Source organism: Vibrio campbellii CAIM 519 = NBRC 15631 = ATCC 25920, assembly GCF_002163755.1.
In the GTDB taxonomy this organism is placed as follows: domain Bacteria; phylum Pseudomonadota; class Gammaproteobacteria; order Enterobacterales; family Vibrionaceae; genus Vibrio; species Vibrio campbellii.
This window is the reverse complement of sequence record NZ_CP015863.1, coordinates 1,829,074-1,855,429: the sequence shown is the minus strand read 5'-3', so window position 1 is coordinate 1,855,429 and position 26,356 is coordinate 1,829,074. Positions and strand designations below refer to the sequence as shown.

General features: G+C 40.9%; 26 protein-coding genes and 3 pseudogenes. 26 read left to right on the top strand and 3 right to left on the bottom strand.

The annotated features are described in order from the left end of the window. The first annotated feature begins 110 nt into the window (after positions 1-110). Positions 111-533, top strand: a complete 423-nt coding sequence (locus A8140_RS08750; RefSeq protein WP_005533038.1) for a nuclear transport factor 2 family protein — start codon at positions 111-113, stop codon at positions 531-533. Between the two features lie 34 nt (positions 534-567). Next, positions 568-1,230, top strand: a complete 663-nt coding sequence (locus A8140_RS08745) for a hemerythrin domain-containing protein (RefSeq protein ID WP_038863651.1) — start codon at positions 568-570, stop codon at positions 1,228-1,230. A 397-nt stretch (positions 1,231-1,627) separates the two neighbouring features. Here A8140_RS08745 and A8140_RS25550 read toward each other — a convergent pair whose 3' ends face one another. Next, entirely contained in the window at positions 1,628-1,696 is a 69-nt protein-coding gene (locus tag A8140_RS25550) for a DUF4113 domain-containing protein (protein ID WP_231692818.1), read from the bottom strand. Positions 1,697-2,365: 669 nt separating this feature from the next. Here A8140_RS25550 and A8140_RS25375 point away from each other — a divergent pair. The 11 genes and pseudogenes from A8140_RS25375 (at position 2,366) to A8140_RS08685 (ending at position 10,829) form a co-directional block, all read left to right on the top strand. Beyond that, complete coding sequence (locus tag A8140_RS25375; protein ID WP_198299867.1) at positions 2,366-2,683, top strand: hypothetical protein; 318 nt, start codon at positions 2,366-2,368, stop codon at positions 2,681-2,683. An 18-nt stretch (positions 2,684-2,701) separates the two neighbouring features. After that, positions 2,702-2,854 (top strand): annotated as a pseudogene (locus A8140_RS25980) (2OG-Fe dioxygenase family protein); the annotation flags it as partial. A gap of 8 nt (positions 2,855-2,862) precedes the next feature. Continuing rightward, positions 2,863-3,027: pseudogene (locus A8140_RS25975) on the top strand (2OG-Fe dioxygenase family protein); the annotation flags it as partial. Between the two features lie 48 nt (positions 3,028-3,075). Beyond that, on the top strand, positions 3,076-3,930 hold the full coding sequence (locus A8140_RS08720) for a hypothetical protein (protein WP_005533044.1): 855 nt from the start codon (positions 3,076-3,078) through the stop codon (positions 3,928-3,930). Continuing rightward, a complete protein-coding gene (locus A8140_RS08715; protein WP_005533047.1) occupies positions 3,927-4,532 on the top strand; it encodes a phosphoribosyltransferase family protein in 606 nt (201 codons plus the stop codon). The genes A8140_RS08720 and A8140_RS08715 overlap by 4 nt, the downstream gene beginning before the upstream one ends. Positions 4,533-4,560: 28 nt before the next feature. After that, positions 4,561-5,772, top strand: a complete 1,212-nt coding sequence (locus A8140_RS08710; protein ID WP_005533049.1) for a hypothetical protein — start codon at positions 4,561-4,563, stop codon at positions 5,770-5,772. 1 nt (position 5,773) lies between these two features. Then, positions 5,774-6,874: a DegT/DnrJ/EryC1/StrS family aminotransferase gene (locus A8140_RS08705; protein ID WP_005533051.1), complete on the top strand. Its 1,101-nt coding sequence runs from the start codon at positions 5,774-5,776 to the stop codon at positions 6,872-6,874. Between the two features lie 10 nt (positions 6,875-6,884). Beyond that, the gene (locus A8140_RS08700; RefSeq protein ID WP_161623850.1) at positions 6,885-7,931 is read left to right on the top strand and encodes a radical SAM protein; all 1,047 of its coding nucleotides are present in this window, start codon (positions 6,885-6,887) and stop codon (positions 7,929-7,931) included. Continuing rightward, positions 7,928-8,950 carry a radical SAM protein gene (locus A8140_RS08695; RefSeq protein WP_005533055.1) on the top strand — a complete coding sequence of 341 codons (1,023 nt, stop codon included), beginning with the start codon at positions 7,928-7,930 and terminating at the stop codon, positions 8,948-8,950. The genes A8140_RS08700 and A8140_RS08695 overlap by 4 nt, the downstream gene beginning before the upstream one ends. Before the next feature lie 2 nt (positions 8,951-8,952). Then, positions 8,953-9,831, top strand: coding sequence for a DNA adenine methylase (locus tag A8140_RS08690; protein ID WP_033000254.1), 879 nt, complete (start codon positions 8,953-8,955; stop codon positions 9,829-9,831). Positions 9,832-9,857: 26 nt separating this feature from the next. Then, entirely contained in the window at positions 9,858-10,829 is a 972-nt protein-coding gene (locus A8140_RS08685; protein ID WP_005533058.1) for a hypothetical protein, read from the top strand. Between the two features lie 351 nt (positions 10,830-11,180). Here A8140_RS08685 and queF read toward each other — a convergent pair whose 3' ends face one another. Both queF and A8140_RS25545 read right to left on the bottom strand, forming a co-directional pair. After that, positions 11,181-11,999, bottom strand: coding sequence for an NADPH-dependent 7-cyano-7-deazaguanine reductase QueF (gene queF, locus A8140_RS08680; protein ID WP_087490650.1), 819 nt, complete (start codon positions 11,997-11,999; stop codon positions 11,181-11,183). A 520-nt stretch (positions 12,000-12,519) separates the two neighbouring features. After that, positions 12,520-12,735 carry a helix-turn-helix domain-containing protein gene (locus tag A8140_RS25545; RefSeq protein ID WP_005536494.1) on the bottom strand — a complete coding sequence of 72 codons (216 nt, stop codon included), beginning with the start codon at positions 12,733-12,735 and terminating at the stop codon, positions 12,520-12,522. Between the two features lie 927 nt (positions 12,736-13,662). Between A8140_RS25545 and A8140_RS08665 the strand changes: the two genes are divergently transcribed. The 13 genes and pseudogenes from A8140_RS08665 (at position 13,663) to A8140_RS08575 (ending at position 26,232) form a co-directional block, all read left to right on the top strand. Continuing rightward, positions 13,663-15,222 (top strand): hypothetical protein, encoded by a 1,560-nt coding sequence (locus tag A8140_RS08665; protein ID WP_005536488.1) that lies wholly within the window; start codon positions 13,663-13,665, stop codon positions 15,220-15,222. Beyond that, entirely contained in the window at positions 15,222-17,360 is a 2,139-nt protein-coding gene (locus A8140_RS08660) for a hypothetical protein (RefSeq protein WP_005536486.1), read from the top strand. The genes A8140_RS08665 and A8140_RS08660 overlap by 1 nt, the downstream gene beginning before the upstream one ends. A 576-nt stretch (positions 17,361-17,936) precedes the next feature. After that, a pseudogene (locus A8140_RS25540) lies at positions 17,937-18,395 on the top strand (GNAT family N-acetyltransferase). Between the two features lie 795 nt (positions 18,396-19,190). Next, on the top strand, positions 19,191-19,835 hold the full coding sequence (locus A8140_RS08650) for a glutathione S-transferase family protein (RefSeq protein ID WP_005536484.1): 645 nt from the start codon (positions 19,191-19,193) through the stop codon (positions 19,833-19,835). Between the two features lie 145 nt (positions 19,836-19,980). Next, entirely contained in the window at positions 19,981-20,532 is a 552-nt protein-coding gene (locus A8140_RS08640) for a GrpB family protein (protein ID WP_080639323.1), read from the top strand. 156 nt (positions 20,533-20,688) lie between these two features. Then, positions 20,689-21,900, top strand: a complete 1,212-nt coding sequence (locus A8140_RS08630; protein WP_005536846.1) for a serine/threonine-protein kinase — start codon at positions 20,689-20,691, stop codon at positions 21,898-21,900. A gap of 260 nt (positions 21,901-22,160) precedes the next feature. Continuing rightward, complete coding sequence (locus A8140_RS08625; protein WP_005536847.1) at positions 22,161-22,358, top strand: hypothetical protein; 198 nt, start codon at positions 22,161-22,163, stop codon at positions 22,356-22,358. Between the two features lie 171 nt (positions 22,359-22,529). Beyond that, positions 22,530-23,003, top strand: a complete 474-nt coding sequence (locus A8140_RS08615; protein ID WP_005536849.1) for a DUF2199 domain-containing protein — start codon at positions 22,530-22,532, stop codon at positions 23,001-23,003. 192 nt (positions 23,004-23,195) lie between these two features. Next, positions 23,196-23,963, top strand: coding sequence for an alpha/beta hydrolase family protein (locus A8140_RS08610; RefSeq protein WP_005536852.1), 768 nt, complete (start codon positions 23,196-23,198; stop codon positions 23,961-23,963). Positions 23,964-24,136: 173 nt separating this feature from the next. Continuing rightward, complete coding sequence (locus A8140_RS08605) at positions 24,137-24,712, top strand: class I SAM-dependent methyltransferase (protein ID WP_005536854.1); 576 nt, start codon at positions 24,137-24,139, stop codon at positions 24,710-24,712. Positions 24,713-24,847: 135 nt separating this feature from the next. After that, the gene (locus A8140_RS08595; protein WP_050909555.1) at positions 24,848-25,321 is read left to right on the top strand and encodes a GrpB family protein; all 474 of its coding nucleotides are present in this window, start codon (positions 24,848-24,850) and stop codon (positions 25,319-25,321) included. 133 nt (positions 25,322-25,454) lie between these two features. Next, positions 25,455-25,790: a 5-carboxymethyl-2-hydroxymuconate Delta-isomerase gene (locus tag A8140_RS08585; RefSeq protein ID WP_005537417.1), complete on the top strand. Its 336-nt coding sequence runs from the start codon at positions 25,455-25,457 to the stop codon at positions 25,788-25,790. A 157-nt stretch (positions 25,791-25,947) separates the two neighbouring features. Beyond that, entirely contained in the window at positions 25,948-26,232 is a 285-nt protein-coding gene (locus A8140_RS08575) for a MazG nucleotide pyrophosphohydrolase domain-containing protein (protein WP_087490649.1), read from the top strand. The last annotated feature ends 124 nt before the right edge of the window (positions 26,233-26,356 follow it).

Here is a 26,356-nt window from a genome sequence, read left to right as displayed (position 1 = left end):
TCGTAACAGTGAAATCTTAACTTACTCCCTTACTGATACAAATAATTTCTTCTAAAGTACCTTCATCGCACCAACTTAAAAACACAAACCAACTTAGAAAGGAAAGATAAATGTCTGATTTAAAGACCCAAAAAGATAATATCGCAGTCGTAAGCTCTTACTTTGCTAGTCTTGCGGTCGGTGACATGAGTAAATTTGCAAGCCTACTCGACGAGAATGTTATTTGGCATCAGCCTGGCGACAACCAATTCTCTGGTAAGAAAAGTGGCATAGCAGAAATCGGTGCAATGGTGGCGGACATGATGACCAAAACACAAGGATCTTTTGCAGTACACCCAAATGCTCAACCAATGGCAAGCGATGATTTAGTCTCCGTACCTGTACTATTTTCAGGCCAAAGAAATATCGACGGTGTAGAACACAGTATCCATATGGAAGGAACCGACTTATTCAAACTCAGCAATGAGAAAATCACCGAAATCTGGTTGTTTTCATCTGATCAAGCAACAGAAGATAAGTTCTGGGATCGCTAATACATCCTTACTCGTTTGCCTTTAGGAGCCTTTTATGACTTCAACCAGATTAAACCTTTTTACTTTTCCTCACAAAGGATTACGCAACGCAATCGCCCAGCTTAGTAGGCTTACAGGTCAGGTAGAGTGTACAGATACTCAACAGTTAGAAGCCTTGAATAGCCTTGCCGATGAGGTTTTTTTGTTGCTTGATCTTCATGCTAATTCCGAAGAGTCCGTCGTTTTACGCGCTTTAGAAAACAAACAACCGGGCAGCACGACTCATAACCTAAGCGAACATAGAGATGTTGAGCAGCAACTAGGTAACTTAAAAAAGCAGCTGCATATACTCAATCAACAACCAGTCTTGTCGCATAGTCAGATGTTCTATTCCATGATTAATAATTTTCATTCTGCTTATTTAGCCCATATGGAGATGGAAGAAAGTGACATCAATGAACTATTGTGGACAAACTTTACTGATAAAGAGTTAATGCAATTGCACCACGATGTCATGTCGTCTTTAACTCCAGAGCAAGTGAGCGTATGGTTTAAATACATTGTGCCTGCGCTTAACCAATCAGAGCGATTGGCCATTATGAATGGTCTAAAAGAAGCGGCTCCAGAACCCTTTTTTCACTCCGTGTTAATGATGCTTAAGCACTATATAGCTCAAGGCGATTTCAATTTCCTACGTCACCAGCTGGGATGTGCATAACTTCAGCTCAAGCGACGCTGAGGTGCTTGTTCATAGTAGATCATACTGATGAACGAACTTATGACCTTTAATTCCCTCTATTTATGGCTAGTAATACATATGTTTTTTATAAGGTCATAAGATGTGAGAGTCATAATGGTAAAATGTAAGAAACATCAGTATTGTAATGATGCGTTATATTTCTGCGTACTCACATTTGCACACAACGGGCCTAACTGGATATCCCTATCTAGTTAGAACTTACCTAGTTAGCTCTTACAGCTAACTAGGTTTTTTTTATTATTTTGATTCAAAACCTGAAAGTATCCTTTTCTATATAAAAACACAGAATATAAATAGAAGTCTTATTAATTAAATCAATGCTATTCAGGGTGTAACATTTTGGGAGATGTTAATTTCAGCAACTAACCTGAGGTAAATCTGTACAGCATGTTGTGTACTGCGATGTCAGAAACTGACGTCGCATTTGCCAATTGTGCTCTATACCATTGAGCACAATGGATTACCGTGTTCTAGCCATAACGCTGATTCAGGCCATCAACACCACATTAACGGTGAACTGTTTGGCGTAGGGTTAAATAAATCCGCCTTCTCTCGCCACCCGTCGACTAAATCCAAAAGCCCAACTCCAACCTTGTAAAAGGTACACCTTCAGAAAAGAGCTGGTTCGTCAGCTCAGAGACCACTTTGGTGATCTGCGTAATATCCGCAGTAGGGTAGGGGAACCTGTTCACGACTCGGCGATTGTAAGAGACATCATCATCTAGATTGAGCGAAATTTGGCGTTAGTCTGCAGCAGGTGACTCAAAGCCAGTGATGTTGACACGGGTAGAAGTAGGGATACCGTTCATAATTACACTGTTTCTATATACAGTTTTTCAAGCGCTTGTTCGTAATTTGGTTGTATTTTATAAAAGTTCCCATTTTAATTTTTATTTTATAAATACAGCCTAGTTGTTCACATTTTTATAGATGTTGCAGTGACCCCAGTTGCGTATAGGAGTAGTCTGCGATCATATCAACAACTTGAGATAGTCTGGGGAAAGAGTAGGAAGATACTGAAGTAATGATCTAATTAGAGTTTTATTGAATGCATATCCAAATAATTTGCTGGTTAAAATACGAGATGCCAATAATGAAAAAAATATATTCAGTCGATAGAGCATGTTTGGAGGAGGAACTTACCTTCTTCGATAGGTTATTCAATAGTATTCCTATTGATCCTTACCTGAAAACGGGGTCGCGTTACAAAAATATCTCGCGTGTCAGCGTCAATGGTGTCGATTTAAATCGAAACTCCTATGAGCCTTTGCTAATTCTCCATGGCAAGAAATATACTGCTGCAAAAGAACTCGATGTAAGGCATTACCCTGAGATCCCACTTAATTATAACAATGAGCTTCTGAAGAAAGTCATTAATAAATTCATGCGCATATGTGGTATATCAAAATAAAAGGAAGTTTTAGTACAAGCGCATCGGATTACTAGTAGAGGGAGTCAAGAAAGCTTTCCATTAGTTGAGGGGCCTCACCAAGATGGCATGGAGTACGTTGGTATTCTTTGTATATCTCGTAAAAATATTAAAGGCGGTATATCACAAGTACTCACCGATCGTGAAATGTAGTCTTCGAACATATTTTAGAACCTGGAGAAATACTGACTATTAATGACAGTGAGTATTTTCACTATACAACACCGACAAAATGTAAAAATGAAAATGAACTCGGGTATCGAGATATTCTTATATTCTCTACTCCTAATGCTAGGCCATCAGAATATGTATGGTTTTTAAACTAAACATTTGTCAAGAAAATAATTCAGCAACAGATTGGGAGCAATTTTGCTATGCTTTCACCTATTAATGGGACCATTTGGTCGTTACTACCACAACGCCTTATTGACATAAGGTTGTTCAAGGGACAATTAGGTGCTAATCGATTATTAGCTCAACACAACCAATCATTATCAACGCTGTTTTTTCCTTATAGTGTTAATTTGTCCAAGTCTTTGGAATTGCTCAACTGCTTCGCCTTAAATGACTTTGCCACCTCTTTCGGCACGCCGATAGAAATTATTCTTACTGGAAGAGAAGAGAGCATCCACCAGGCAACCTCAATTTTTGACCGGCACTTTAATACAGAAGTGATGAGTAAAATGATAAGTATTAAATCATTGCTCGATGCAGCCGATAAAATTAAATACAAACTCTTGGCCAAAAATTACATAACACAACCACACTCCCGCCATCTGGAATTGCAGGCTTACCTACTCAACCGTCTGAATAGGAATACAAAGCAAAAGTTACTGTTGCTGGTATATGAATCAGACGTTGAATTCATTTATCTATTAAGTAAGTCGCTACCAAAAAACTTGAATGAACGTATCGGAACAATAGTGCTACATGAACCGCACCATGATGTCATCAAACTTGGAGCACCTGACAATAAAGACAGTTTCCAGAAGTCTTTTAGCCGTTTACCCAGCGGTCATGAAACCGAGCAAGAACAAAAAATAACGAGCTGTGAAGTCTACAAACTCCTTTTTCATTATGGCGAGCATCACTCGAACAGTTTCAGTGCAAAGATTTTAGATAGTTGTTTAACTGGCGAAATGGGATGCAAAACCTGTAAGTCACGGTGCAGCGACTATTTGGCAACAAAATACCTTAATACCATAACAGCAAGTAGGAATCCTTTATGATTAACCGAGAACAATCAACCAACAGTATTGACTATACCTCACTCAAGCAAGCCTTTGACAACTGTCCGTTGCTGCCGATAGATGGCAAACAGTTCGTCGTCAACTCCCTGACCGAACAGGTTCCGGCGACAGAGCCTTTAGTGCTGGCAGAGGCAGCAAAATCTATCATTTCAATGGGTAACTTTTCCGAAGCCACCAAAATTGTTGGTGAAGAAGAAAAAGGTGCAATTCTCGTTGCGGCAGTGTCATTAAGTACCAATCTGCCTTTCGGCATGGCGCGTTGGTATCCGAACGGTCTCGATGGTCAAATCGTCGTGCCTTTCGACTGTGAGTACTATGAAGGCAAGCTGTACTTAAACGGGGTTGAGCCAGGTGAAAAGGTGATCATTGTCGATGACATGGTTAGCACCGGGGGTACCCTGATTGGCCTTATTGAAGCAGTAGAATCGGCAGGTGCCGAGATTGTCGATATTGTCTGTCTGGCAGAAAAGCTTGAATACGAAGGTGTAGCCAAAGTCAAAGCTGCCACCGGCCATGATGTAAAAAGTGTGGTAAAGCTTTCTGTGACTGGTGAGACCTCTAAAGTCGTTTCGTTGTTTTAGTAAATCAATAATTGATAAGGATATTGCAATGAAGCGACTCAATCTTCTGGTTTCTGCTGAGCCGTTCGGTTTTGGCCCCATTGGCAAGCTGATGAGTATTGTAAAGCAGCTCAAAGAGCTCAAATATAACATCACGTTTCTAGGCTGCGGCACCGCTAAAACGGTGGTGAGCATGAATCAAGGTCTGTTTGACAATGTCGTCGAACTGGATGTTAACCATATGGAGAAACATGCCGAATTATTTGAACAGTGTGACGCCATCTTAAGTGTGATGGAATCATCGTTGGTCATCACAGGCTTTGCCTACGGCAAGAAAACCTACTACGTCGACAGTCTTTCATTTTTGTGGAGGTCCAACCTCGAACAATCAGACCTAGAAAAAATGAAAAGTGAGCTTGAGAACAATATCAATAAGGCATTTGACACAACAAGAACCATTGAGATGCACAATTCTCAGGCTCTAGCCCATTATATTGCGGATACCTCATTCGTTCAGCAATATGGTTCTAGGGTTAAACATTCAATTCATATTACTAATCACCAGGAAATTGAGGCCATAGTGCCATACTTCGAAAGCAAAGTTGAAATGGAACCCACTGATTTGTTGGTAACGTTGTCTGGCCAGCTGTCAGCCTTTGCCACAGAGCAATCTTCCATTGATTATGTTCGTATGGTCTGCAATATTATCGACAATATCGAAACTCTGTATCCAGGTGATTTGAAAATCGATATTGCCATCAACCCCACAGTGCTTGCTTTTGTCGATGAAGAGACCAAAGCCAATTACAATTTCTGTTCTTTCAGCCATCAGGAGATGAATGAAAAAATAAAGCAAAGCAAATTGCTGTTGGCGCCTCCTGGATTAACCACAGCACTAGAGAGTATATTCCTCGGTACGCCTTATTTGTTGTTGCCGGACCAACATTACGCCCACCACTTCAATCGCGCTATCTTAGATCCTAGCTCTGATTTCAGCCCGATGAATTTTGATTTGGACAAAATGCCAACAGATCCCAAGGCTGCCACTATCCACTTGCAACAGCAAGCTTCGGCGCTGCTGCCCTCAGCTGATTTGGTCTCGGTTGTCGATTCGTTCAGTCAAAAGGTCGTTAATTTTCTCGCTGCCCCGGCTTTGTTAGATGCCTTGATCCAAGAACAGAAATCCAATTTTAACGATTGTTTCGGCGGGTTTAACGGCGCCCTTCAAATCAAGAAGCACATCAACCAGCAGGTAGATTAATATGTCAATATTTAAAGAGATTCGGATTGCTCCTGTAATTGGCGGCAATGAAAGGCAATACATAGATGAAGTACTGCGTAGTGCCAACCTTTCAGGTACACCTAGCGGCCATTTTGTACAAAAACTCGAAGCGCAATTTTGTCAGTATACGAGCGCTAAGTATGCCGTTGCAGTCAATTCAGGCAGCGCTGCTATTCACGCAAGCTTGGTCGCTGCAGGTGTAAAACCCGGGGATATTGTGGCCGTAACCTGCCATACCTTTGTCGCCACGGTAAATGCCATTTTACTTTGTGGTGCCGTACCATGGCTTTTGGATTTAGATCCGACCACACTCCAACCAACCGAAGACAGTATTAAAAACGCGTTTGATAATGGTGCAAAATACTTCATACCCGTTCACCTTTATGGCATTCCTGCAGCAATACCACAATGGCTCGATAAATCCCAAGTCATAGAAGATGCAGCTCAAGGGTTGGGCTGTTTTTCCCAAGATGGCCATGTTGGCACTATAGGCATAGCGGGCGCTTTCAGTTTAAGCCCATCCAAGGTGGTCAGCGCCGCTGAGGGCGGTATGGTATTGACCAATGATCAGGAGGTTGCTAACAAGGTCAGGCTTATTCGCAATCATGGAATGTCAGGTTGGAACAAATACCATCAACCCGGATTCAATTATCGACTGTCTGAATTACAAGCCGCCTTGGGTGTGGCTCAGTTTGAACAACTTGATGGATTTCTTCAGGCTAGACGCGAAGTCGCTAAAGTATATCAATCCCACTTTAGCTCTTCTGCCTTTGGCACCCTGTCGGAGCATCCTGCGACAAGAGTGAGTTGGACTAAATACCCTCTGATAATTCCCGACGATTTTCATATGGATGAGCAGTCTTTTACAGGCTACCTACGAAGCTGCAATATTCCTTTCGAAAGTACCTATCGTGGTATTCATACCTTTGACTTTGTACAGCAGATGCTTCCTGAAAATCATCTTAACTGTTCGATCGCTAGTGACGTTCTGCCAAGGGTAGTCAACTTGCACACAGGGCCTAACTTGTCGGCGGAACAAGCCGTACAAATAGCCGAACAAATCAAACGAATAATTGGGTGAGAGCATGAATATGACCAAAGTTACGAACGCACAAGCGAGTGTTACCTGGGAACTGACCTACCATTGCGGGTTGTTATGTGTAATGTGTCCCTTCACCCAACTTTCCGATGCCTACAGGGTGAAACCCCAATATCTCGATCGTGAAGAGTTGATTCGGGTAGCAGAATATTTATTGAGCTTCCCGTTGGATACCAGGATCACTTTAACCGGTGGCGAACCCTTGTTCAGCGAGCACTTTTCGGTAGTTTATGAGACTTTGGCCAGTCAGCAACCCGTGAATTTACTCTCGAGCGCCATCAAGATAACCGAGGAGCAGTTTGAGCTGATTGAGAAATTACCGCCACAGTCCATCACTGTATCGCTGGACGGCCCGGCAAAAATTCACGATAAGATCCGGGCTCATAAAAACGCTTTTTCCAAAACCGTTAAAAATATTCGCAGGTTACGGGAAATCTGCGGTGATAAAACCGATTTCAAAATCAACTGCACTATCAACAGCCTCAACATCCCACACTTGTCCGAACTGTATCATTGGTGCGAGGAAGAAGGGTTACCTCTACAGTTACAGCATCTTTGGTTTTTAGAGCAGCAAATGCAAATAAAATGCTTCGATACCATCGAAGCTGAATTTCCAGTGCTCAATAAACATCAGTTCTCCACCTCCCAGGTTGATTTAAATCTTCTGGATAAACTCAAACAACAATTGCAGTTGCTTGAAGGTAAAGTTGATTTACTACCGAATGTTCCGCTCAGTAGAGTAGATGACTACTACTCGAAACCGACTTATTTTGCCAACAACTCTTGCACTAAAGTAGATAACTCTATTCGTATTGACCCATACGGCAATGTTACCCCTTGTTTGGGTATCCCCTTCGGAAACTTAAAAGAACATTCTCTGGAAGAAATTTATTTTTCTTCAATGCGCCAAAAGTTTTTGAATACCATTCACAACGGCCTTTATACGGTTTGTTCTCGTTGCTGTAAAAACTCTTCTACCAATGAGCAAAGCGTTCCAATGGATGTTATCGATACAATAGACATTAGGGAAATATCATGACTAAATATCCATCAATAGTTTATCTACGGTTATTGCAAGAGTGCAATGCTCGTTGCGTAATGTGCGATTCTTACAAACAAAGTAGGGAACATGCCGACCTTAATTATATAAAAGGCCTGATTGATGAATTCGATGCATTAGGTGTAAGTGAAGTACGCTTTACCGGCGGAGAAGCATTTATTTACAAGCCAATTAGAAAATTACTATCATATATTACCGATAAGCGGCCAAACTTTTCCTTCATCACCAATGGCGCTTATCTGACTAAGTTCTGTGATGAGATAGTCGAAAGTAAAGTTGGGAAAATTGTATGCTCGGTCGATTCACCTTATGCCGAAATACATAACAGCGTACGAAAAACCCGTAACTTGCTAGAAAATGCCTCTGCAGGAATAAAACTGATTCAACGCCGTTCGTATGAAAAAAATAAGTCGTTGAAATTTGTGGTCAACAGTGTTGTCTCATCATCAAATTATTATCACCTGAGGGACTTTCTGCCCTTCTTACAGGACCACAATGTTAATTACTGGAACCTCATTCCTATTCATGGTGAACAGCCCATCAATATGACTCAGGCCCACATTGATGTGGCAATGAAAGAAATTGATTTTATTCTCAATAAGATCGAACGTCTTAATCTACCTTTGGACCTTAATATCAATGACCCGAAAGACTTTTTTGCCACTGCAGTTCACGGTACTAAACCTGCGGAGTTAACTCATGGGGTGAATCAATGTCATGTTTTAAACCATGTCGCCTTCATAGATGCGGTTAACGGCAAACTAACCGGTTGTAACGATTTGATGTATTCAGGTTTTGATGAAGTTATCGCTACCAAAATTCACGGAAAAACCTTTGAGCAGGTCTGGTGTGATCCTGATTATCAGGCAATCAGAAAAGATTTTACCTGCAAGGCTCTGAATAAATGCGATCGCTGCGAGCCGACCAACATCAAACTCAATACACACCTCCACAAGGTTGGTCCGGATTCTCAGATCAACATTCCGACATGGTTTTAACTATGATTACAGAAAACGACAAAACCGCTGTTATGGAATGTTATCATCAGGCGAATTTCTATCCCGCATCAGAACAAAACTACGATTGGCTTGATGCGGTCTTTTTACGTCACTTTGATAGGCTTTTGACGATTGCTGACCCATTTTGCGGTTCGGGTACTATGGCTCTTGCCTCTATATTGAATGGTCATCAAGTATTAGCTTCAGATGCCAGTCCTTTAAGCGAGATGTTTATCGCGACCATCTTGGCCGATTATCAGTACTTCTCTGATATTCAGTATCAAACACTTGAATGTAAAAATGAGCTAGGCAAAGAAGTTATTGAAAAAATAATCGGCAGTGACTTTTACAAAAATGACATAGCTTCTAACTATGCACTGATTTATTGCGCTAATGGCTTAATTCAAGGCAAAAATGTCACGCTGGAAGATTTCTCTCAATGCCAATCAAACATAAGTGAATTATTACAAAAGCTCGTACCCTATACAAAAAACCTAAATAAATTGCTCGACTATAAAACCAGTGATTTGGCTAGTTTGGTGATTGATAATAAAGTTGATATTTGCTATTTCGATCCTCCATATTTTCAGCGAGGGTCGTTTAAACAGGCTCTACAGCCGTTATTAAATTTTATGGGTAACAGGATAACCCTCAGTGAAGATGAAAATTTTTTAAAAAACGAGGCTTTATATCAAAAAAAACTCTGCCAGTGGTTAGAGGTATGCTACGGAACACTATTAGAAGATGGCATGTTACTTTTTACCGTCTCAGCGGAAAATGAGTTGCAGCGTCATCAAATATTTAAAGCTTGTGGACAGGTGAACCTAGCGATACATACAGATTACTATCTCGACCAGCCATACTTTTATTGTATCAAGTAAAAAACCTAAAACTATGAGGAGTATTCATGTTGACCCTTGGCTTTGACTTCATTGAGAGGTGGTATGGCTTAGACGCCACGACAGCGTTAAATAAATTTCAATTAGTCTCGAGCAAAGTCCCTGCCATACTTGAGGGTCTGCCTTTTACAGATGCCGGCCTTTTTCTCGATGCTAGCGAATTGGAAAGCATTGGTGAAAATCCCTACATTTGCAGTGGTGTCTGTATCACAGATTGTATTCCAAGCTTAACGTTGGAGTGTATCGCAAAGATTTATAATCTGGTGAGTGTGGCGGCAAGGCTCAAAGCAACGGCAATTTTATTTGTTGGCCTACATGGTGAGAAGCTGAAGTATGAGGGTTTATCGGTGGACTGGGACAACATTCTTATAAAAATATCTAGGCTTACGAGGTTATTTGCAAATGAATGGGGGCTACAAAATTATCATATCTGCAATACTGAGGATTTTTATCAAAATGATGCCATTATTAAAGTGTGTGAGCAGGTGAAAGGTGAGGTACCTGTTGATGTCCTTCTCAATATTTACGAAATAGGAAAGACGCCTGGAAAGAACCTCCAGGGCACCGCTGCTCAAATCGAAGCGACGATCAACTGTGTTGCCTTTAATAGCCCTCGGGCATTAGCTGAACTTTATGACAAGGAAATGAGCCTGTTGATATACCTTGAGGATCTACAACAGACCAATGTGATTGCCCTAGCACGAGCCCTAGACCAATCTGGCATCACGACCAAGACAGTTTATTTTTGTCCATTCCCGGGATTAAATGGCCAGGGCCGCATGTATCGCTCTCCACCCAGTCAAAAAATTTACTGCTCTGATTCGATTTTAAAGCTCCATTATCAATTCGCCGCCATGGATAAACAGGTGCTGGCAAGCTGGCTGGCGTTTTTTCAAACTAGAAATGATATGTTCTTGCCTGACACCCCGAAAAGGCTGGCTGAGATAGTTGGGTCTATTGGAGTTGCAACAAAAAAATGAAAGGTTTAGCCCTCTTTATTATCCCTTTCTTTGCGCACTACGGCATTGACGGTATTCTTGCTCAGAACCAATTCTCGTGCTGTCCAGCGATAGCGCCTTCCTAGTTCTGTTGCACCTCTAGCTATATTCGCGACAGAACCAACACGAGTCATTTAACGAGTTTTTAGGTAAAAGCTTGTCAATGATTTTGCTAAATTAGTAACAAGTGAATTAACTTGGGTATGGTAATTTCACGTTGTAGTATTGGTGCGATTAGTAAATCGCACCAGTAAAAGGGAGTAGGGTGTGAATTAAGTGTAGTTATGGTAAGTAGGCAATCTATACACAGCGAATTTCGTGTGAAATTTACAGTTATTGCCTTGGGTTTCTAGCAGAGCAAATCTCGCTTTCAAAGTCGCTACGGTAAGGATTTATATCGAGTCCACCTCTTCGCGTATATCTAGCAAAAACTGTCAGCTTTTCAGGAGCACAGCATCGTTTGATATCAGAATAAATACGTTCGACGCATTGCTCGTGAAATTCATTATGTTCACGAAATGAGATTAAATACTTCAGAAGACTCTCATGGTTGATTTTTGATCCCGTGTAACGAATGTATACGCTTCCCCAATCTGGCTGATTCGTCACCAAACAGTTCGATTTCAAGAGATGAGAGCATAAAGATTCAGACACATATTCATCTACTGTACTCTCAAATAGCGAATCCGCATTATACTCAAACGAGTCTACCGTGATGTCTAAACCGTCAATACAATGAAATTGCTTATTTATTGAGGTTTGTTGTGGTTCATCTACATCCCTAAAAGATACCGTCACTTCTGCACCGGCAGCATTAGTTAAATCAGACTGCATTTTCTCAATAACAATGTCTTTTGACTCAAAGCGAGTTTGATTGAAGCTATTTAAATACAATTTGAATGACTTAGATTCAATCAGGTTGTCAGACGTATGAGGAATAATAAACTCCGCGATTGCTACGATTGGCTTTCCTTTAGTATTCAACCACGAGACTTCAAAAGCTGTCCATAGGTCATAGCCAGTATGATTAGCGATTTTTAGTTCTTTAATTTGACCTCTGCCTTTTTTTCTTGGGATAGGGTCGAGCAACTCAGGTTGATACTGAGAGATATACTCACTTCTTTTACCTAGGTTCTTATCATAGGTTGTCATTATTATTTTAGCTCCTTGACGTTGATTAAACGGGAAAATAATTTTCTTGCGAGGTAAATCGGCGCTACGATAAACAGCGCATATAAGATCTTGATAGCCACTTGACTAAAAAACATAACCCAAAGCACATCATTTTTTATTAAACACAAAAGCGTTCCACGAGTATTAATCGAAAAAGAAAATCATCCTCTAAAAGAGTTGTGTTAGAGGAAAGTGCAAGTAACGCACCATCACGAACGATGAGTTTACTTCGTTCTTTTTTATTATGATTCGAACGATCAATGATCAGTAGATTCCCCGGAGTAAAATAATTGGATAGAATTTGTCCTACTCGGAGCGCTATGATGTTATTCCCTTCAGAAAGATGATAGGTAAGGGGTATTCAGTGATTAGGTCACTGATTTAACACTCGCATTTTGTTAAGAATGCCATTTCACTTAGAATCGAGACTGCAATAGGGTTTTTATTTCCATATACCGACACAATAGGTGCTTTAGTTAGAAGATCTTCTAAGGACTCATTATTGAATAATATGGCAGGTCGTACCAAAGAAGTTAGCAATACGTTCAACAGTCGAGGTCTGCACCCTTTCCACTTTTTCATCCAGTATTTTATAAATAGTGGAACGCGTAACACCAGTTTTGCGCCTTAACGATTCCTTAGTTTCTTTGCTCTTATTTAGACCAAACTGAATGTTGTCTCTGAGTATGCCCAATTGCTCACTGTTGTTCTTCATCTTTGTGCCTTTTATTCATAAAGCTAGGGTTTGTATCTTAAGAAACTTGGGCGGTATCATATAAAAAATAATTTAATATGCATTCAGGATTATATAGTAAATTTTTTAAAGGTCGGTTATCAATTCTGAATACAGAGAATCTAGAGCGTCGCCTTCAAGAGATAACTTACTGCTGCCAGTTCATTAACACAGAGTCAGAGAAACAAGAGGCGATATGTTACCTCTATGTTTATACACAACTTCTACTGGACGAACTTCAAAGTAAGAAACCTGCTAAATAAGAACATCCAAAAATTAGCTACATCGTACACTGTGACTTTGATGTGGCCTCACAAGGATGTTTAACCTCTCCAGAATGGCGTTCATTATTCCAAGTTTATTAATTCGTTCCTTCAGAAAAAACAGCTTGAAAACGTGTTTGGATAGGTTTTTGGCTCCTTCGACAAGGTACGATGCCTCGATTTTGTAAGGCTTCTGAAGTGATTTACAGAGCATAAGTCCGCACATTCATTTGAGCCAAAAACAACACAACGAATCCACTTTTACGCTTCGTGAGTCTTGAATGTCAGACTTGTTATATATTGTCAGGATCGAGCCGACCGATTGAACATGCCAATTTTGTCCAATGTAGACAACAATGGGATATTTTTGTTTCTGAAGCTGCGTAAACATGCCACTAGTCAAAAGCTTGTCAGTGACTTTGCTATATTTCTGTAGGGGACTGAGGGATGTTCATCGGATCTGTTAGATGAAATATTGTTTTGCGTCATTCAATTGGTAAATTGTTTTACATTGAAAAATAAAAATGTATTATGTCATCGCATATGCAACCACCTTGCATAAATTCTTTGTTCTTTAGGTAAGCATAGTGAATGCGGCCCTGTCTCTCTTATCGAATAAAGCTCTTCCACCCAACAGAGCTATACCATGAAAATCATATTTATCCTCCTTGCGTTAGCATGCTTTAATGTACATGCTTCTATCTCTATTGACACTCCCCCTGATGGAAAGCGAGTCATCGCCACGTCATCTGATGAGGGCAACCTATATCAAGTAGAACGACATATTTACGTGCAGACTACCGATAACTCATTTATTCAGACCGTTAAAGATCACCTAAACGCCCTTCATAGTACCCCCTCTGGTCGGGAAATTATCCGTCAAATTAATGATTATGCGCCGATATCACGACCTGGGGAGCAGCCTGCTTACGCGATAGACGCACCTATTGAGGTCGCGAAGCAGATTCATTTGGTATTTCGACGCTCAACGACTGGTTGGTCAATGACTCGTCCACTTTTGTTCGATCCTGGCTTTCTGGCGAATGCTTCCAATGGTTTGGGAGTACCAGCTGTAATTTATCTGGCTCCAAGAAGCTCCTATTACATACCCGATAGTTTTGACATCGCAGATACCGTTGTTGATACCGGTCACCAAATGCTGCATGGCCGGGACTACTTGACGGGGTCATTTATTGAGGCAGCAACGACTCTTATTCGCTCTTTGGAGGGACAGGAGAGAAGGGTTGAACTGAGTGGTTCTGAGATATCAGCGGCTGGTCTTGCCTATAGCGATCAGCTAAATCCGATCGAAAAGCACATTATTACCCAAGAGCGATTAAGAAGTGTGAATCAACGTATGGCTTATCGACAGCAGTGGGTAGAGGCGTCGCGTCTTTCTCATTCAAGTATTGATAGTCAGCAGTTTGTCGATACGATGGAGTCTCTCAATGCAATGAATCGCGAATTGGCGGTGAGTGAGTTTCACTTGGCAATAGAGCGCGGAGCCCCGGTAAGAGATATGGTTTGGCCTAAAGAGATGTTCGACTATCAGATGGTTGAGCTTGATGCGCATGTCCCAACATTAGGTAGCGAATTAAAGAGCACAGTCTCTAGTCAAGGAAATAACTATAAAATGTTTAAGAGAGTTAAACGTTTTATGACTTCAGGAGTAAAACCGGCACTGGTTTTAAACCATGATTACCTTACCCATGCGGACCTAAAAAGCATCTCTATGCTCGATGCAGAAGTGTTTCGCATGGCTGCAAAGTACCAATACCCCATTTATGTAGCGGTCCCTGAAAATATCTCACCGTTGGATAGTGATAATCTGCAAGTGGCGATCTCGGCAAGACAAAATTTACTTGAGGCTTACGCGAGCTTTGAAGTGCAGCCCATCAATATGTTGACCTTCTCATCAGATGGTATCATCGCTCAGGATTTGGTGCAGCTTAGCAATCGCAGTCATGTCGTTTTATTTGGGATGGGGCAATCAGAGCAGTTATTTCCTATCGCTCAATCATTGAAAGCATCGTTTAACCCCAAACTAATGATCAGTCGAGCCTCAAATGAGATCACGCTTAACCCTAAGCTGAGCTTTGAGCGCGCACAAGAATGGCAAGCCTTAATGAAGCGTTATGGACAAACAGAATTTATGTCTTCACAGTTAAGTTCAGCGTCGAGTATTTGTCTTCCGGAGGCAATGTAATGATGGTTTTGATTCGATTACTTTTTATATGGTTGATGATGAGTAGTGTTGCTCATGCGACGATATGTAATATTTCTGATGCAAATGTAAAAAGTGAATTTGAATGGATGAAAAGCCTCGAGAGTGAGTTTTCAGATGATATCGCCAGCTTTAGTGATGAGGCAATGGCGTTAGAGGCCATCCCTGGAATGGATTTTAGCAATGCAGTGATCAGCGGAACTTCCTCTTCATGGATGTCAAATGCGGATCAGATTCTGTCGATTGATATTGATGCCCAAGATATGATGGAGATAGAAGAAGCCGAGGCTATCGGCCGTCTTGGAATGACCAATATTAAAACCAAAGCCGTAAAGCAGATATTCAAAGAATCTTTCAAAACAGCAATGCTTATCGCCGACATTGGTATTCTGGGCCCATGGTGGGAGAGTGTAACCCGCTCTGTTTATGATGAACATCAGAGCGACCTAGATCGAGCACAGATACTTTTTAGTATCGTTCCAGCCATTAATGAAGCCGTAAGCTGGGTAGATTATCAATCTCACCGAGCGACCACAGATACAATAATTCGGCAAATGAACCAACAGGATTACTATCGTTATTCGGTATCAACACCTGATAAAGCCTTGTTGAGTAACAGTCAGAATACGCTAAAGCATGACTTTGAAACGCTACGCTCTCATGCAACCGAAAATCTTAAACGTATTATTGATAATAATATTCTTCATTTCGATGCGCTTTATACCGAGAAAGTTTTGGAGAAGCAGAGTAAGCTCGATGTGATTCTTTCACATATGGATTATAAGTTTTTCACTATCCAGATCGAACGAGTGAACGGTTTTAGGCCAGCGCAGCTTTCTGTGATCGGGCAATCTCTATGCGGTATCGAACGACAAAATGCTCAGGCTTATTTTGCGACACGAAAAGGAGATAAAAACGCGATTAATCAGTCCTTACATCAGTGTTTAGCGAGTAATTTGCCAGGCCACCTTGGAACACTGGTGACGTTTAATGATGATACTATTACCACTACATTGAGAAGTGTACTTCTACGTGGTGAGCGTACAGCTGGACAAGACATTTCCAACCTTATTCTTGATTGGCGAACCTTTTACATTAACAAAAGTATCGAAACATCAACGACAAATGCACGTTTTATGCGAGCGCAGCAGAGCTATAAAGAGTATGCGGATGCCTTATATGAAAAAGCTCGGTTGGTAGCTTTGGAGCGATTTGCTTCGGTTGTTTATCAGCATCCATATCCGTTGACTGAAGAAGAGGTAGAAAGTGGTTCATTCCGTGTTGATGCTGGTTATATTTGCGCAGGAACGTACTGCCAACATTACCCAGGGAAGTTGATCCAATTTGATGAGCGTCGCGATCCTGTTTTACGTTATATGCAAGACACTCCCTTGTTCGACCTTGATATCCAGCAATATGTCCAACAAAGAATCCAACATGGCTGGACTGAGCAGGAGTTGAATTATCCACTTGAGCAACTGTGGCATCAATGGCAAGCACGTCTCACAGAGCGAAGACACTACTTTTATAAAGGTAACCCCTCGCTGGATGTCATTAGTGCAAAATATCCTGCTTTGATAGAAATATTGAGTAGGATCAACCCTGAGAACACAACAGCACAAGCCGTGAAGTACTTATCTCAAAAAATGGACTACGAACTGAGCCAAATCGCTTTCGAAAAAAGTTGGGATAAATTTGGTGACTTTATCTTCTCAGCGCTTTACAGACTTCGTCAGCAGCATACCGATAATATGTTGCCGACTATGTGGCAAAGGGATGTATTCGCTTCTCAACCGATCGAGGAGGGGGTATTGTTTAACGCTTATCTAAATAAGCCACACATGTATTTTACCGTTAACCCTTGGTCAATGCGTCTACCCTTTTATCAATACCACCAGACACCGTTTTTGTTTGACGAAGTTTTGCACATGGAAGATGGTACGGATATGACTGCGATTATCTCGTCAGAGACCGAAGGGCTATTTTGGTCACGTTTTAACCATAGATTGGCTCAGATAACGGAAACTCCTGAAGTGAGGTGGCGGCCCGTGCTTCGTATTATTCTGTCCGATTATGTGCGTCAGATAGCGGAGATACTTGCACTAGTAGAACAAGACTAGGCTGATTCATAACACAGGATTCGTCCTGCTCGAAATGTTGGGGGTATTTTTACTACTTGTTGGTCTTAGTGGTTAAGGCGGTTCGCGGTAGCGTCAGCGTGCGTGCTTCAATACTTAAAGGCCCATTGGAAGCGCACCGAAAAGGTACTCAATAAGTCCTTATCAACTGGGGTAGTAGGGGGCCATCTTTGAGATCAGGCCTCTTTCATACTGCGTATGGAATGGTATTTAAAATTAGACTCGGCCAGAAAGCTAAACTCAGTGATGAGTCACAGCTAAGTCTTGCCGAGTCGGAGTTTTACAACAAGTCAAATGTTTAACGATTAGAACTTAGCACCAAATAATGTAGTCATTGCGCCCATTGGCAGTAGCTCACATATGAATAACTCTTTGACTCGATAATTAAATTTTACTAACCGCTCTTCAACTAAATATCGATGCGGTTACTTTATATCGAATATATAAAATTAATAATTTAACTTATGTTATTGAATACTAGATAAAATTCAATATAACTTTTATAAAAACCCTAGGAGAGGGCCTAAAGTGATAAAAGAGAAATTTGGTGAATTTCAAATGTTTTGGCCAAGCTTTAAGCAGATAATTAAAAGAACAAGAAACGTATGCATTCAACCCTAAAATGACCTATAAGCAAGCCTTCGAGCTATGGTGTAAGGCTCCATTAAAAACATTTGTTTATTTAGAATGTGATTAAGTACTAGGGAGTTACTAAATAAAACAAAATACACAAGGCCCTAGTAGTCATATTTGCAACTGTGGTTACATGGTGCAATGTCAGTCTCGTGGTAAAGGTATTGCAAGAAAGTAGTGTGAGCACTCGAACGAAACTGCTATAACCCTTGGGTCTAGGGCAATACAATTCAACTCCGTGGCGTCTTCAAATGAAGTCGCGGTTAACCTCTGGAAAAACTAGGTTTTACCGCGATAGGTACGATCCCCGCAGCTTATCTTCACAAACAGTTTGGGTATGTTGATTGTTTTATAACTCTTAGAGCATTAGTTAGTAAATTATAAAATACTATTGTGGGTGGATAATCATAAAAGCTTTATGATACGCCGTATTATTGAATAGTAAGCGTTTTAGATCAGAAGTGTTCAAAGGATTCGTGACGGGCACTTCTAGTTTAGTAGCACTCCACTTCTTCTTAGCACAAATACCTGCTCAAACCTTAAACTGTATGTTTGTCTTGCCTTTAGTCGTTCGATAAAGTGCCGAACCAAACTTTCTCAAAATTATGCGTTATTTGGCTGTCTAATACTCCGTACCTCTCATTAACCTATTGATTGTAAATTGAACTTTGAACAGAAAGGCGGCATTATATGACGCTAAAAGACGGCCAAAAGCCGTATAGAAAGCGTTATTTCCGCAACGGATCTCTCAGGCTGAATGTACGTGGTTGTAGCCTAAGAGTGAAAGTGGCGGGGTAATAGGGTGGAAAAGCGGCGAAAAGGGCGAATATTGGTCATTTTCGTGCTAGCCTTAAAGCGCTTTAAGCGCACCTTAATATGGCGCAGCAATTAAAGAGTGACGCTAAAGCGATTTAAGGTAGTGAGCTGCCAAATATTTCGGCTTCGATTTTTGCCTGCATACCGAAAATTTCTCTTCATATCAAAAGATTAGGCGTAAACATAGCCGACTTTAGTTGCGGAATAACAAGACGTTCAAGCCGATTCGAAACGCATTGGGGTTTTAGTGCCCAAATAGGCACGGATTTATCAGAGTTTATTTTAGGTTAGGGTGGATCTGCGTCTCTCACACCTTAACTGCGCGTTATGAGTACCCCCAGAATTACAGGCAAGGAGCCTAACTTGTTCAAGCTTTACTACTATCCAAACAACGCGAGTTTGGCACCACACTTTCTATTGCAGCATGTGAAAGCTGACTTTGAATTGTTGTTGGTAGACAAGAAGGCTCAATCCCACAAAAAGAAAGACTATCTCAGATTGAACCCTGCGGGTCGTATTCCAACTCTGATTGTCGATGGGCAGGCGGTTTTTGAAAGTGTTGCGATCTGTATTCATATTTGTGAATTACACCCTGACTCAGGGTTAATGCCAGCGTTGGGTGATGCCAAGCGCCCTTTATTCTTTCAATGGTTAGCATTTCTTAACAATACGCTACAGTCAGAATTAATGATTCGCTATTACCCAAAGCGTCACACAACTAGTGAATTAGGGGCTTCAGATATAGTCTCGGCTCAAAACTCTCGCATTATGGAAGTGTTATCCATTCTTGATGAGCAACTTAAGCAACATGAATACTTAATCGGAAATGAGTTAACTGCATGCGACTACTTTCTGTTCATGTTGGCTGGGTGGCTACCAGAAGAGGCGCATGTGGAGAGTTATCAGCACTTATCGGATTATCTGAAACGCCTCTGTCGCAATTCAGTAATAAGAGCTGTATGTGATTTTGAGGGGGTTGATCTCACACACTTTGAGTCATACTCATAACAAATTGTTTAAGAGTGATTCGGCACGCGTGGTATTTTTGCTATGCGTTGGTTTTAGCGGTTAAGGTTTTATGCGTCAGCTTCGGTATTGCGTGCCTCACACCTTAACAAGGCGTTAGGTTTACGAGTTAACATGGGAAGTTAAAGTGGATAAAACAGAGTTGATAAAGCGGCTTGAAGAGTTAGGTATAGGGCTAGAGCGTTTTACAGTCCAGCTAACCGATTACGTCCATAAGTGGTCTGAAGCCTATGAGTTGATTGTCAGCGTGATTGCGCCTAGCTTGAGTGGTGTGACTATTTATCATATTGGTAGTACAGCGATCCCAGGCTCAATTGCAAAACCGATAATAGATATAGGTATCGCATATAATGACACTTTAACTTTGCAGCAAAACATTCTAGCGCTCGAATCTCTAGGCTTTACTTGCAAAGGAGAGCAGGGTGTTGAAGGTCGTTGTTTCTTTACATATTACAACGATAACGAACGTTTCGATTATATCCATGTTCATGCTTATGAGAAGGGTGACTCAAAGTTAAGAAGACATATTCAATTTAGAGATGCTCACATTCAAAACCGAGAGTTACTGATCGAGTACAATGCCCTCAAACAGGGCTTAGTTGCAAATGGCGTCAGTAGGCAGGATTATCCTGAGGCTAAAGCAGCTTATATTCAAAGAATATTGTCACTTACATCGTAAAATCATAAACCTAACAAACTGCTCAAGAGGGATTCGCAACGCGTGGCATTTTTACTATGCGTTGAATTTAGTGATTAAGGCGGTTTGCGGCGGCTTTTGTATTGCGTTGCTCACCCCTTAGCAGGGCGTTAGTATTCTTATAAAGTTCAGAGGTAAATGTTGGACGAATATTCAATTCATCTAAAGCGACAAGGCTTTGACTTGCTCGAGGATATTGGAAGTGGACTTTCTGGTAAAACCAAGAAAGCCAAGCAAAGCTCCTTGGAAAGGTTCGTTGCCGTAAAGTTCTTCGATAGTGTATTTAATCGAAACAACTCCGAGCTAAAGAAAAAGTTTAAGAGGGAAGCGTTCATTCTTTCAGAGGCGCAACATCCAGCGATTCCGTATGTCATTACTCATGGCGAAGTTAAATGTGAGCATGATTCGGTTCCATACATCGTTATGGAGTATATCGATGGTACAAATTTGGAAGATTATGTCCAAAAGCACGGTGTAATTGAGCAGCGACAGGTCATCACAATTGCAACTCAGATTCTTGATGCTCTGTCACTTGTGCACTCAAAGGGAGTTATTCATAGAGACATAAAGCCCTCAAACATCATGCTATCGTCAACTGGTCACGCTTACCTGATCGATTTTTCAATTGGCTTTGCGCCTTCTGGAAACACAAACTTTACAAGAGCAACTCGAACTGGGGACCACCTAGGCTCGGTGGAGTACATGTCCCCAGAGCAAAGCGTGGATATGAAAAACGTTGATCGCCGTTCTGATATTTACTCTTTGGGGCTAACACTCTGCAAATTGCTTACGGGTACACCAACGCCCAAAGCGTTGGACAAGCCAGAGCTATCAGTTCCTTATGCTTTACGAAACTTAATTAATAAGGCTTCAGAGTATGACGCCAATAATCGCTATCAAAATGTCGATGACATTTTGAGGGAGCTAAAAAGTATTTCCGGCGCTGGGCATTTCGCAATAAACACGCCAAGCAAAGCACTTTGCTCGAATTTGAAATGTCCAGATGCGCAATGGTCACCAAATGGGTACTACAGGGGAGCTAATTTTACAGAAAACTGCATTGATATTCATTGTACTTCCTGTGGTGACAAACTCACCTATCAATGTACGTGTGGGTACCCGATAGCCGAAACCCGTTTCTGTGGTGGCTGTGGTACAGAGCTATTCAAAGTACCAGAGTGTAGTAGTTGTGGCTCCTATCTAAAGAAACAAGATATGAGCAAAGATACGTCAAAAGGTTGCAGCAAGTGTCTAGCTAAGCAAGTTCTACCACAGCCTCAACAACCTATTTGGGGGCAGCCACAACAGAAACCGGCTGGCATGGACTTTGATGACGATATTCCGTTCTGAGGAACTGAATACTAACAAGCAATTTAAGAGGGATTCACAACGCTTGGCATTTTTGCTTCTACTTCAAATTTAGTGTTTATGGCACAATGCTTTAGGTTTGGGTGGAGGCGTTGTTCACCCCTTAATTGGGCGTTATGTGTAATTTTGGTTTCTACATCATAATTGAACGTAAGTTTATGTATTTGCTGAACTAACATTGCTTCTTCGCCTCTGTCATGGTTATCTAAAGGAATAAGACTATATAACCACAGGGATGTTTTATGAATTCTATATACGGTTCAGTGATGATATGGGCAGTTTTTATCGTCTGGTTAACTCCATCTGTATTAGTTTTAAAATCCAATAAAACCACAGGTCGAGAAAAGCTCGCTTGGGTACTTACCATACTCTTTGTTTCTTGGTTTGCTTGGGTTATCTATATGGTTATTGCACCTATCAAACCTAAAGTTGATGGTTAGCAAACTAATGGTGAGGGCGAGCAAAAATTTCACATAACAAACTGCTCAAGAGGGATTCGCAACGCGTGGCATTTTTACTATGCGTTGATTTTAGTGATTTAGGTGGTTTGCAGCGGCTTCGGTATTGCGTTGCTCACCCCTTAGCAGGGCGTTAGCTTAAAGGAGTTACAAATGAAATGTGGGTGCTGTGGGAAAGAAATCGGCGACTTTGTTTTTGATAAGTCATATCAAATGCCAGATGAAATTTGGGAGCTCAGTGATGAAATACGAGATGAGCGAGCAAAAATACATTCAGATTTATGTCGCTTGGATTCAAGATACTTTATTCGAGGAGTTTTGTATTTGCCTGTCCATGCTGTTAAAAAATGTTTTGGTTGGGGAGTTTGGGTTGAAGTTTCGCAAGGTGATTTTTTCAATTATTTTGAAAAGTTCGACTTAGATAATAGCAATGAATCACCCTTTTCTGGAGCAGTAGCGAATAGTTTACCAAGCTACCCAGAAACAAGAGGTATGAAAGTTCAGGTTAGACTAGGTGATAGCACTCAAAGACCAACATTCCAGGGAATGGAAAAGGGACATTTGTTAACGAAAGAGCAAGAAAATGGGATATCACTTGAAAGGGTTCATGTATTTAACGGTGAGTAATTAAGCTAACAAACAATTCAAGAGTGATTCCCCACGCTTGGCATTTTTGGTTGGTCTTTAGTTTAGTGATTACGGCGTCCAAATTTAGTGTTGTGGTTGCGTGGCTCACACCTTAATTGGGCGTTAGCTGTTTTCTGAAGTCTGGCGGTTTATTGTGCTCGTAAACGAATATATTAAATATATGGGGCGTTCATGGAAGGTGTTGTAGTAGAAAAAAGTAAGATGGGTGAGATCGTATATCTACTCTATTGTAAAAAAGAGTCGGTAAATAATCCTTTAGTCATCATTTGTCATGGGTGGAACAATGATAAATATGAAGGTTCTAATCTAGCTTTAAATTTAGCTCTTCAGGGTTACTCTGTTATCTGCTTTGATGCAGATAAACACGGCGAAAGAGATGATGGTAATGCTCAAAATGTTAGTAGTCATTCGAGCTTTATTAAAAGAATGACGGGGGTTATCAAGCAGAATTCAGATGACATAAATACACTCATTGATCACTATCAGGAAGATATTCGGATTGATCGATCGAGGATTGCGGTTGTGGGTATCTCTATGGGCGCAATGTCCACATTTTATTCTTTGACCAAAAATCAACTGATTAAAGTTGCAGTACCAATTCTCGGTTCTCCTGATTTTGTCGGTTTGGAGAAGTTCGCCTTAGAAGCAGATTCGGTGAATAAGATTCTTAGTGATGATGAGAAGTTAGCTATTAGGCATATGGCAGAGATTGATCCATGTTTGTTCCTTATAGAAAATGAAAGTCGCCCTATGTTGATTATAAATGGCGAGAAAGATGATTGGGTTCCTGCCAATTTAGCTAAGGACTTTTATGAAAAAGTGAAGAGTAAATACGATAAAAATAATACTGAAATTGAGTTCAATTTAGCTGATGAATCGCATTATTTTTCCAACGACATGAGAGATCATACGATAAAATGGTTGAATAAAAATTTATAGGCTAAAAAGTAAATCTCTAGCAATAAACAGCTAACAAAGCGTTTAAGACAGATTCGCAACGCTCGGCATTTTAAGCTCAAGTTGAGTTTTGTGTTTACCGTGCAACGGGTTAGGCTAGGTGGCAGGCGTCGCTCACTACTTAACGCGGCGTTATATGACATAAGGAGGAAGTCATGAGTAAATGGGATCCTGTGGCGGATCTAGTTAATTTTAATTTACAAATATCAGCTAATGATCTTATGGCAGCAGTTCCATTTGAAGCCAAAGTCTTAGATTTCGGATGTGGATATGGACGTATCACAAAGCAGATATCTGAGCTTGGCTATAGTGAAGTTGTTGGTATTGATTCATCAAGAGAAATGATAAATCGAGGTCTAAGTGAATATCCAGAACTCGATTTACGACACCTATCAACTGATGCTTTACCTTTCTCAGATGCCGAGTTTGATTCCATCGTCTTGTGTGCTGTACTAACTTGTATTCCTGAGCAAAGCACCCGTTGCCATGTGCTGAGTGAATTACGACGAGTCCTCAAACCTCAAGGTGTTATTTATCTTGCGGAGTTTTGTTCAGACCGAAGCTTACATTTTATCTCTGGTGCAGGTGTCCCAATGTGGCACAGTTCAAAAACCGAACTTGAAGGGTTGCTAAGAGGTTTCAATATTGAGAGTTCGACGTTAGTTGATTGTTCAACCATGACTGGGCATCAAAGCGAAGCAAGACATATCATTGCGCGAAAAATCATATAACAAACTGTTCAAGAGTGATTCGCAACGCGTGGCATTTTTACTATGCGTTTGTTTTAGTGTTTAAGGTGATATGCGGCGGCATCGGTATTGCGTTGCTCACACCTTAACAGGGCGTTATGCCTTTTGGGAGCAAATATGCAGTTTTACAAAGCAGATGAATATCAGGCATCTTGTGAAAGCCTATATCGTAAGTATGCACTTGAGATAGCTGCTTTACTTCCAGATGCATCTATTGAGCACATTGGGTCTTCCTCTATCCCTAATGCCGTATCTAAGGGTGACCTAGACATACTTGTTGGCGTCAACGGCAAGGAACTAGAGAACGCAGTAAAGTTACTTTCTACTCTAGGTTTCAACGAAAAATCCGATACGTTAAGAACTCCAGAGCTTTGCATGCTGGAAAATAGTTCAGGTGAGGATGTCGCTTTTCAAGTTGTAGCTAATGGTTCGGAGTTTGAGTTTTTTGTGGGGTTTAGAGACAAACTCCGTAAAAGTCCTGAGTTAGTTCAACGATACAATGAGCTGAAAATGTCTTGTACAGGTTGGTCTCAAGAAGAGTATCGTAGGGAGAAATCAGCTTTTATTGAGCGCGTGTTAGGACAGGCATAACAAACTGTTTAAGAGTGATTCGCAACGCGTGGCATTTTACTATGCGTTGGTTTTAGTGGTTAAGGTGGTATGCGGCGGCTTTTGTATTGCGTTGCTCACACCTTAACAGGGCGTTATATTTAAGGAGCAAGTTTTGCCTCGTTGTATTATTGAACATTCATCACCTATCGAGCCAGTAGAGTTGAATCAGAAGGTGTTTTTGGGGGCTCTAGAGTCGAATTTGTTTGAGCCAGATGGTAGCGATATAAAGGTTAGAAGTATCGCATATGAAAATTATCAAACGGGCTCTAATAAAGAGAACTTTATTCATGTAACTCTACGTATTCTTTCCGGTCGCAGCGAGCAGGACAAGTTACTTTTGTCTAATAGTGTTATGTCTAAGCTGAAATCAATCCAGTTAGTCGGTGCTTCTTTAACGGTAGAGGTTGTCGATATAGACAGAAACAGCTATTCCAAGCAGGTAGTTTAAATATAACAATCTGTTTAAGAGTGATTCGCAACGCTTGCCACTTTTGCTATGCGTTGCGTTCTGTGTTTAAGGTGGTTTGCGGTAGCTTCGGTATTGCGTTGCTCACACCTTAACAGGGCGTTATACGCTTTATGAAAAATGATACAAAAAGGACGTTATGAAGTTATCTGAGTTACAAAGTTATATAAAAGAATTCGATTATGCGCCAGAGCAATCTGAACACTATTTTTTAAAACTAATCGAAGAAGTTGGCGAGTTATCGGAATCTATTCGCAAAGGCAAAAGTGGGCAACCAACGCTAGATGAGCTCAAAGGTTCAGTCGCAGAAGAGTTATATGACGTTTTGTATTATGTTTGTGCTCTAGCCAATATTCACGGTGTAAACCTTGAGAAAACGCATGAACTAAAAGAAGTTTTGAATAAAGCTAAGTACAACCGATAGGACGCGTATAACAAATTGTTTAAGAGTGATTCGGCACGCGTGGCATTTTTACTATGCGTTGATTTTAGTGGTTAAGGTGGCATGCGGAAGCTTCGGTATTGCGTGCCTCACACCTTAACAAGGC

What these genes read in the sequence shown, in the direction of transcription:
- A8140_RS08610 (WP_005536852.1), top strand. Translation starts at nt 23,196, where the DNA reads ATGGAAGGTGTTGTAGTAGAAAAAAGTAAGATGGGTGAGATCGTATAT.
- A8140_RS08660 (WP_005536486.1), top strand. Translation starts at nt 15,222, where the DNA reads ATGATGGTTTTGATTCGATTACTTTTTATATGGTTGATGATGAGTAGT.
- queF (WP_087490650.1), bottom strand. Translation starts at nt 11,999, where the DNA reads ATGACAACCTATGATAAGAACCTAGGTAAAAGAAGTGAGTATATCTCT.
- A8140_RS08665 (WP_005536488.1), top strand. Translation starts at nt 13,663, where the DNA reads ATGAAAATCATATTTATCCTCCTTGCGTTAGCATGCTTTAATGTACAT.
- A8140_RS08745 (WP_038863651.1), top strand. Translation starts at nt 568, where the DNA reads ATGACTTCAACCAGATTAAACCTTTTTACTTTTCCTCACAAAGGATTA.
- A8140_RS08685 (WP_005533058.1), top strand. Translation starts at nt 9,858, where the DNA reads ATGTTGACCCTTGGCTTTGACTTCATTGAGAGGTGGTATGGCTTAGAC.
- A8140_RS08705 (WP_005533051.1), top strand. Translation starts at nt 5,774, where the DNA reads ATGTCAATATTTAAAGAGATTCGGATTGCTCCTGTAATTGGCGGCAAT.
- A8140_RS08615 (WP_005536849.1), top strand. Translation starts at nt 22,530, where the DNA reads ATGAAATGTGGGTGCTGTGGGAAAGAAATCGGCGACTTTGTTTTTGAT.
- A8140_RS08710 (WP_005533049.1), top strand. Translation starts at nt 4,561, where the DNA reads ATGAAGCGACTCAATCTTCTGGTTTCTGCTGAGCCGTTCGGTTTTGGC.
- A8140_RS08700 (WP_161623850.1), top strand. Translation starts at nt 6,885, where the DNA reads ATGACCAAAGTTACGAACGCACAAGCGAGTGTTACCTGGGAACTGACC.
- A8140_RS25375 (WP_198299867.1), top strand. Translation starts at nt 2,366, where the DNA reads ATGAAAAAAATATATTCAGTCGATAGAGCATGTTTGGAGGAGGAACTT.
- A8140_RS08605 (WP_005536854.1), top strand. Translation starts at nt 24,137, where the DNA reads ATGAGTAAATGGGATCCTGTGGCGGATCTAGTTAATTTTAATTTACAA.
- A8140_RS08630 (WP_005536846.1), top strand. Translation starts at nt 20,689, where the DNA reads ATGTTGGACGAATATTCAATTCATCTAAAGCGACAAGGCTTTGACTTG.
- A8140_RS08625 (WP_005536847.1), top strand. Translation starts at nt 22,161, where the DNA reads ATGAATTCTATATACGGTTCAGTGATGATATGGGCAGTTTTTATCGTC.
- A8140_RS08575 (WP_087490649.1), top strand. Translation starts at nt 25,948, where the DNA reads ATGAAGTTATCTGAGTTACAAAGTTATATAAAAGAATTCGATTATGCG.
- A8140_RS08695 (WP_005533055.1), top strand. Translation starts at nt 7,928, where the DNA reads ATGACTAAATATCCATCAATAGTTTATCTACGGTTATTGCAAGAGTGC.
- A8140_RS08720 (WP_005533044.1), top strand. Translation starts at nt 3,076, where the DNA reads ATGCTTTCACCTATTAATGGGACCATTTGGTCGTTACTACCACAACGC.
- A8140_RS25545 (WP_005536494.1), bottom strand. Translation starts at nt 12,735, where the DNA reads ATGAAGAACAACAGTGAGCAATTGGGCATACTCAGAGACAACATTCAG.
- A8140_RS08690 (WP_033000254.1), top strand. Translation starts at nt 8,953, where the DNA reads ATGATTACAGAAAACGACAAAACCGCTGTTATGGAATGTTATCATCAG.
- A8140_RS08595 (WP_050909555.1), top strand. Translation starts at nt 24,848, where the DNA reads ATGCAGTTTTACAAAGCAGATGAATATCAGGCATCTTGTGAAAGCCTA.
- A8140_RS08715 (WP_005533047.1), top strand. Translation starts at nt 3,927, where the DNA reads ATGATTAACCGAGAACAATCAACCAACAGTATTGACTATACCTCACTC.
- A8140_RS08750 (WP_005533038.1), top strand. Translation starts at nt 111, where the DNA reads ATGTCTGATTTAAAGACCCAAAAAGATAATATCGCAGTCGTAAGCTCT.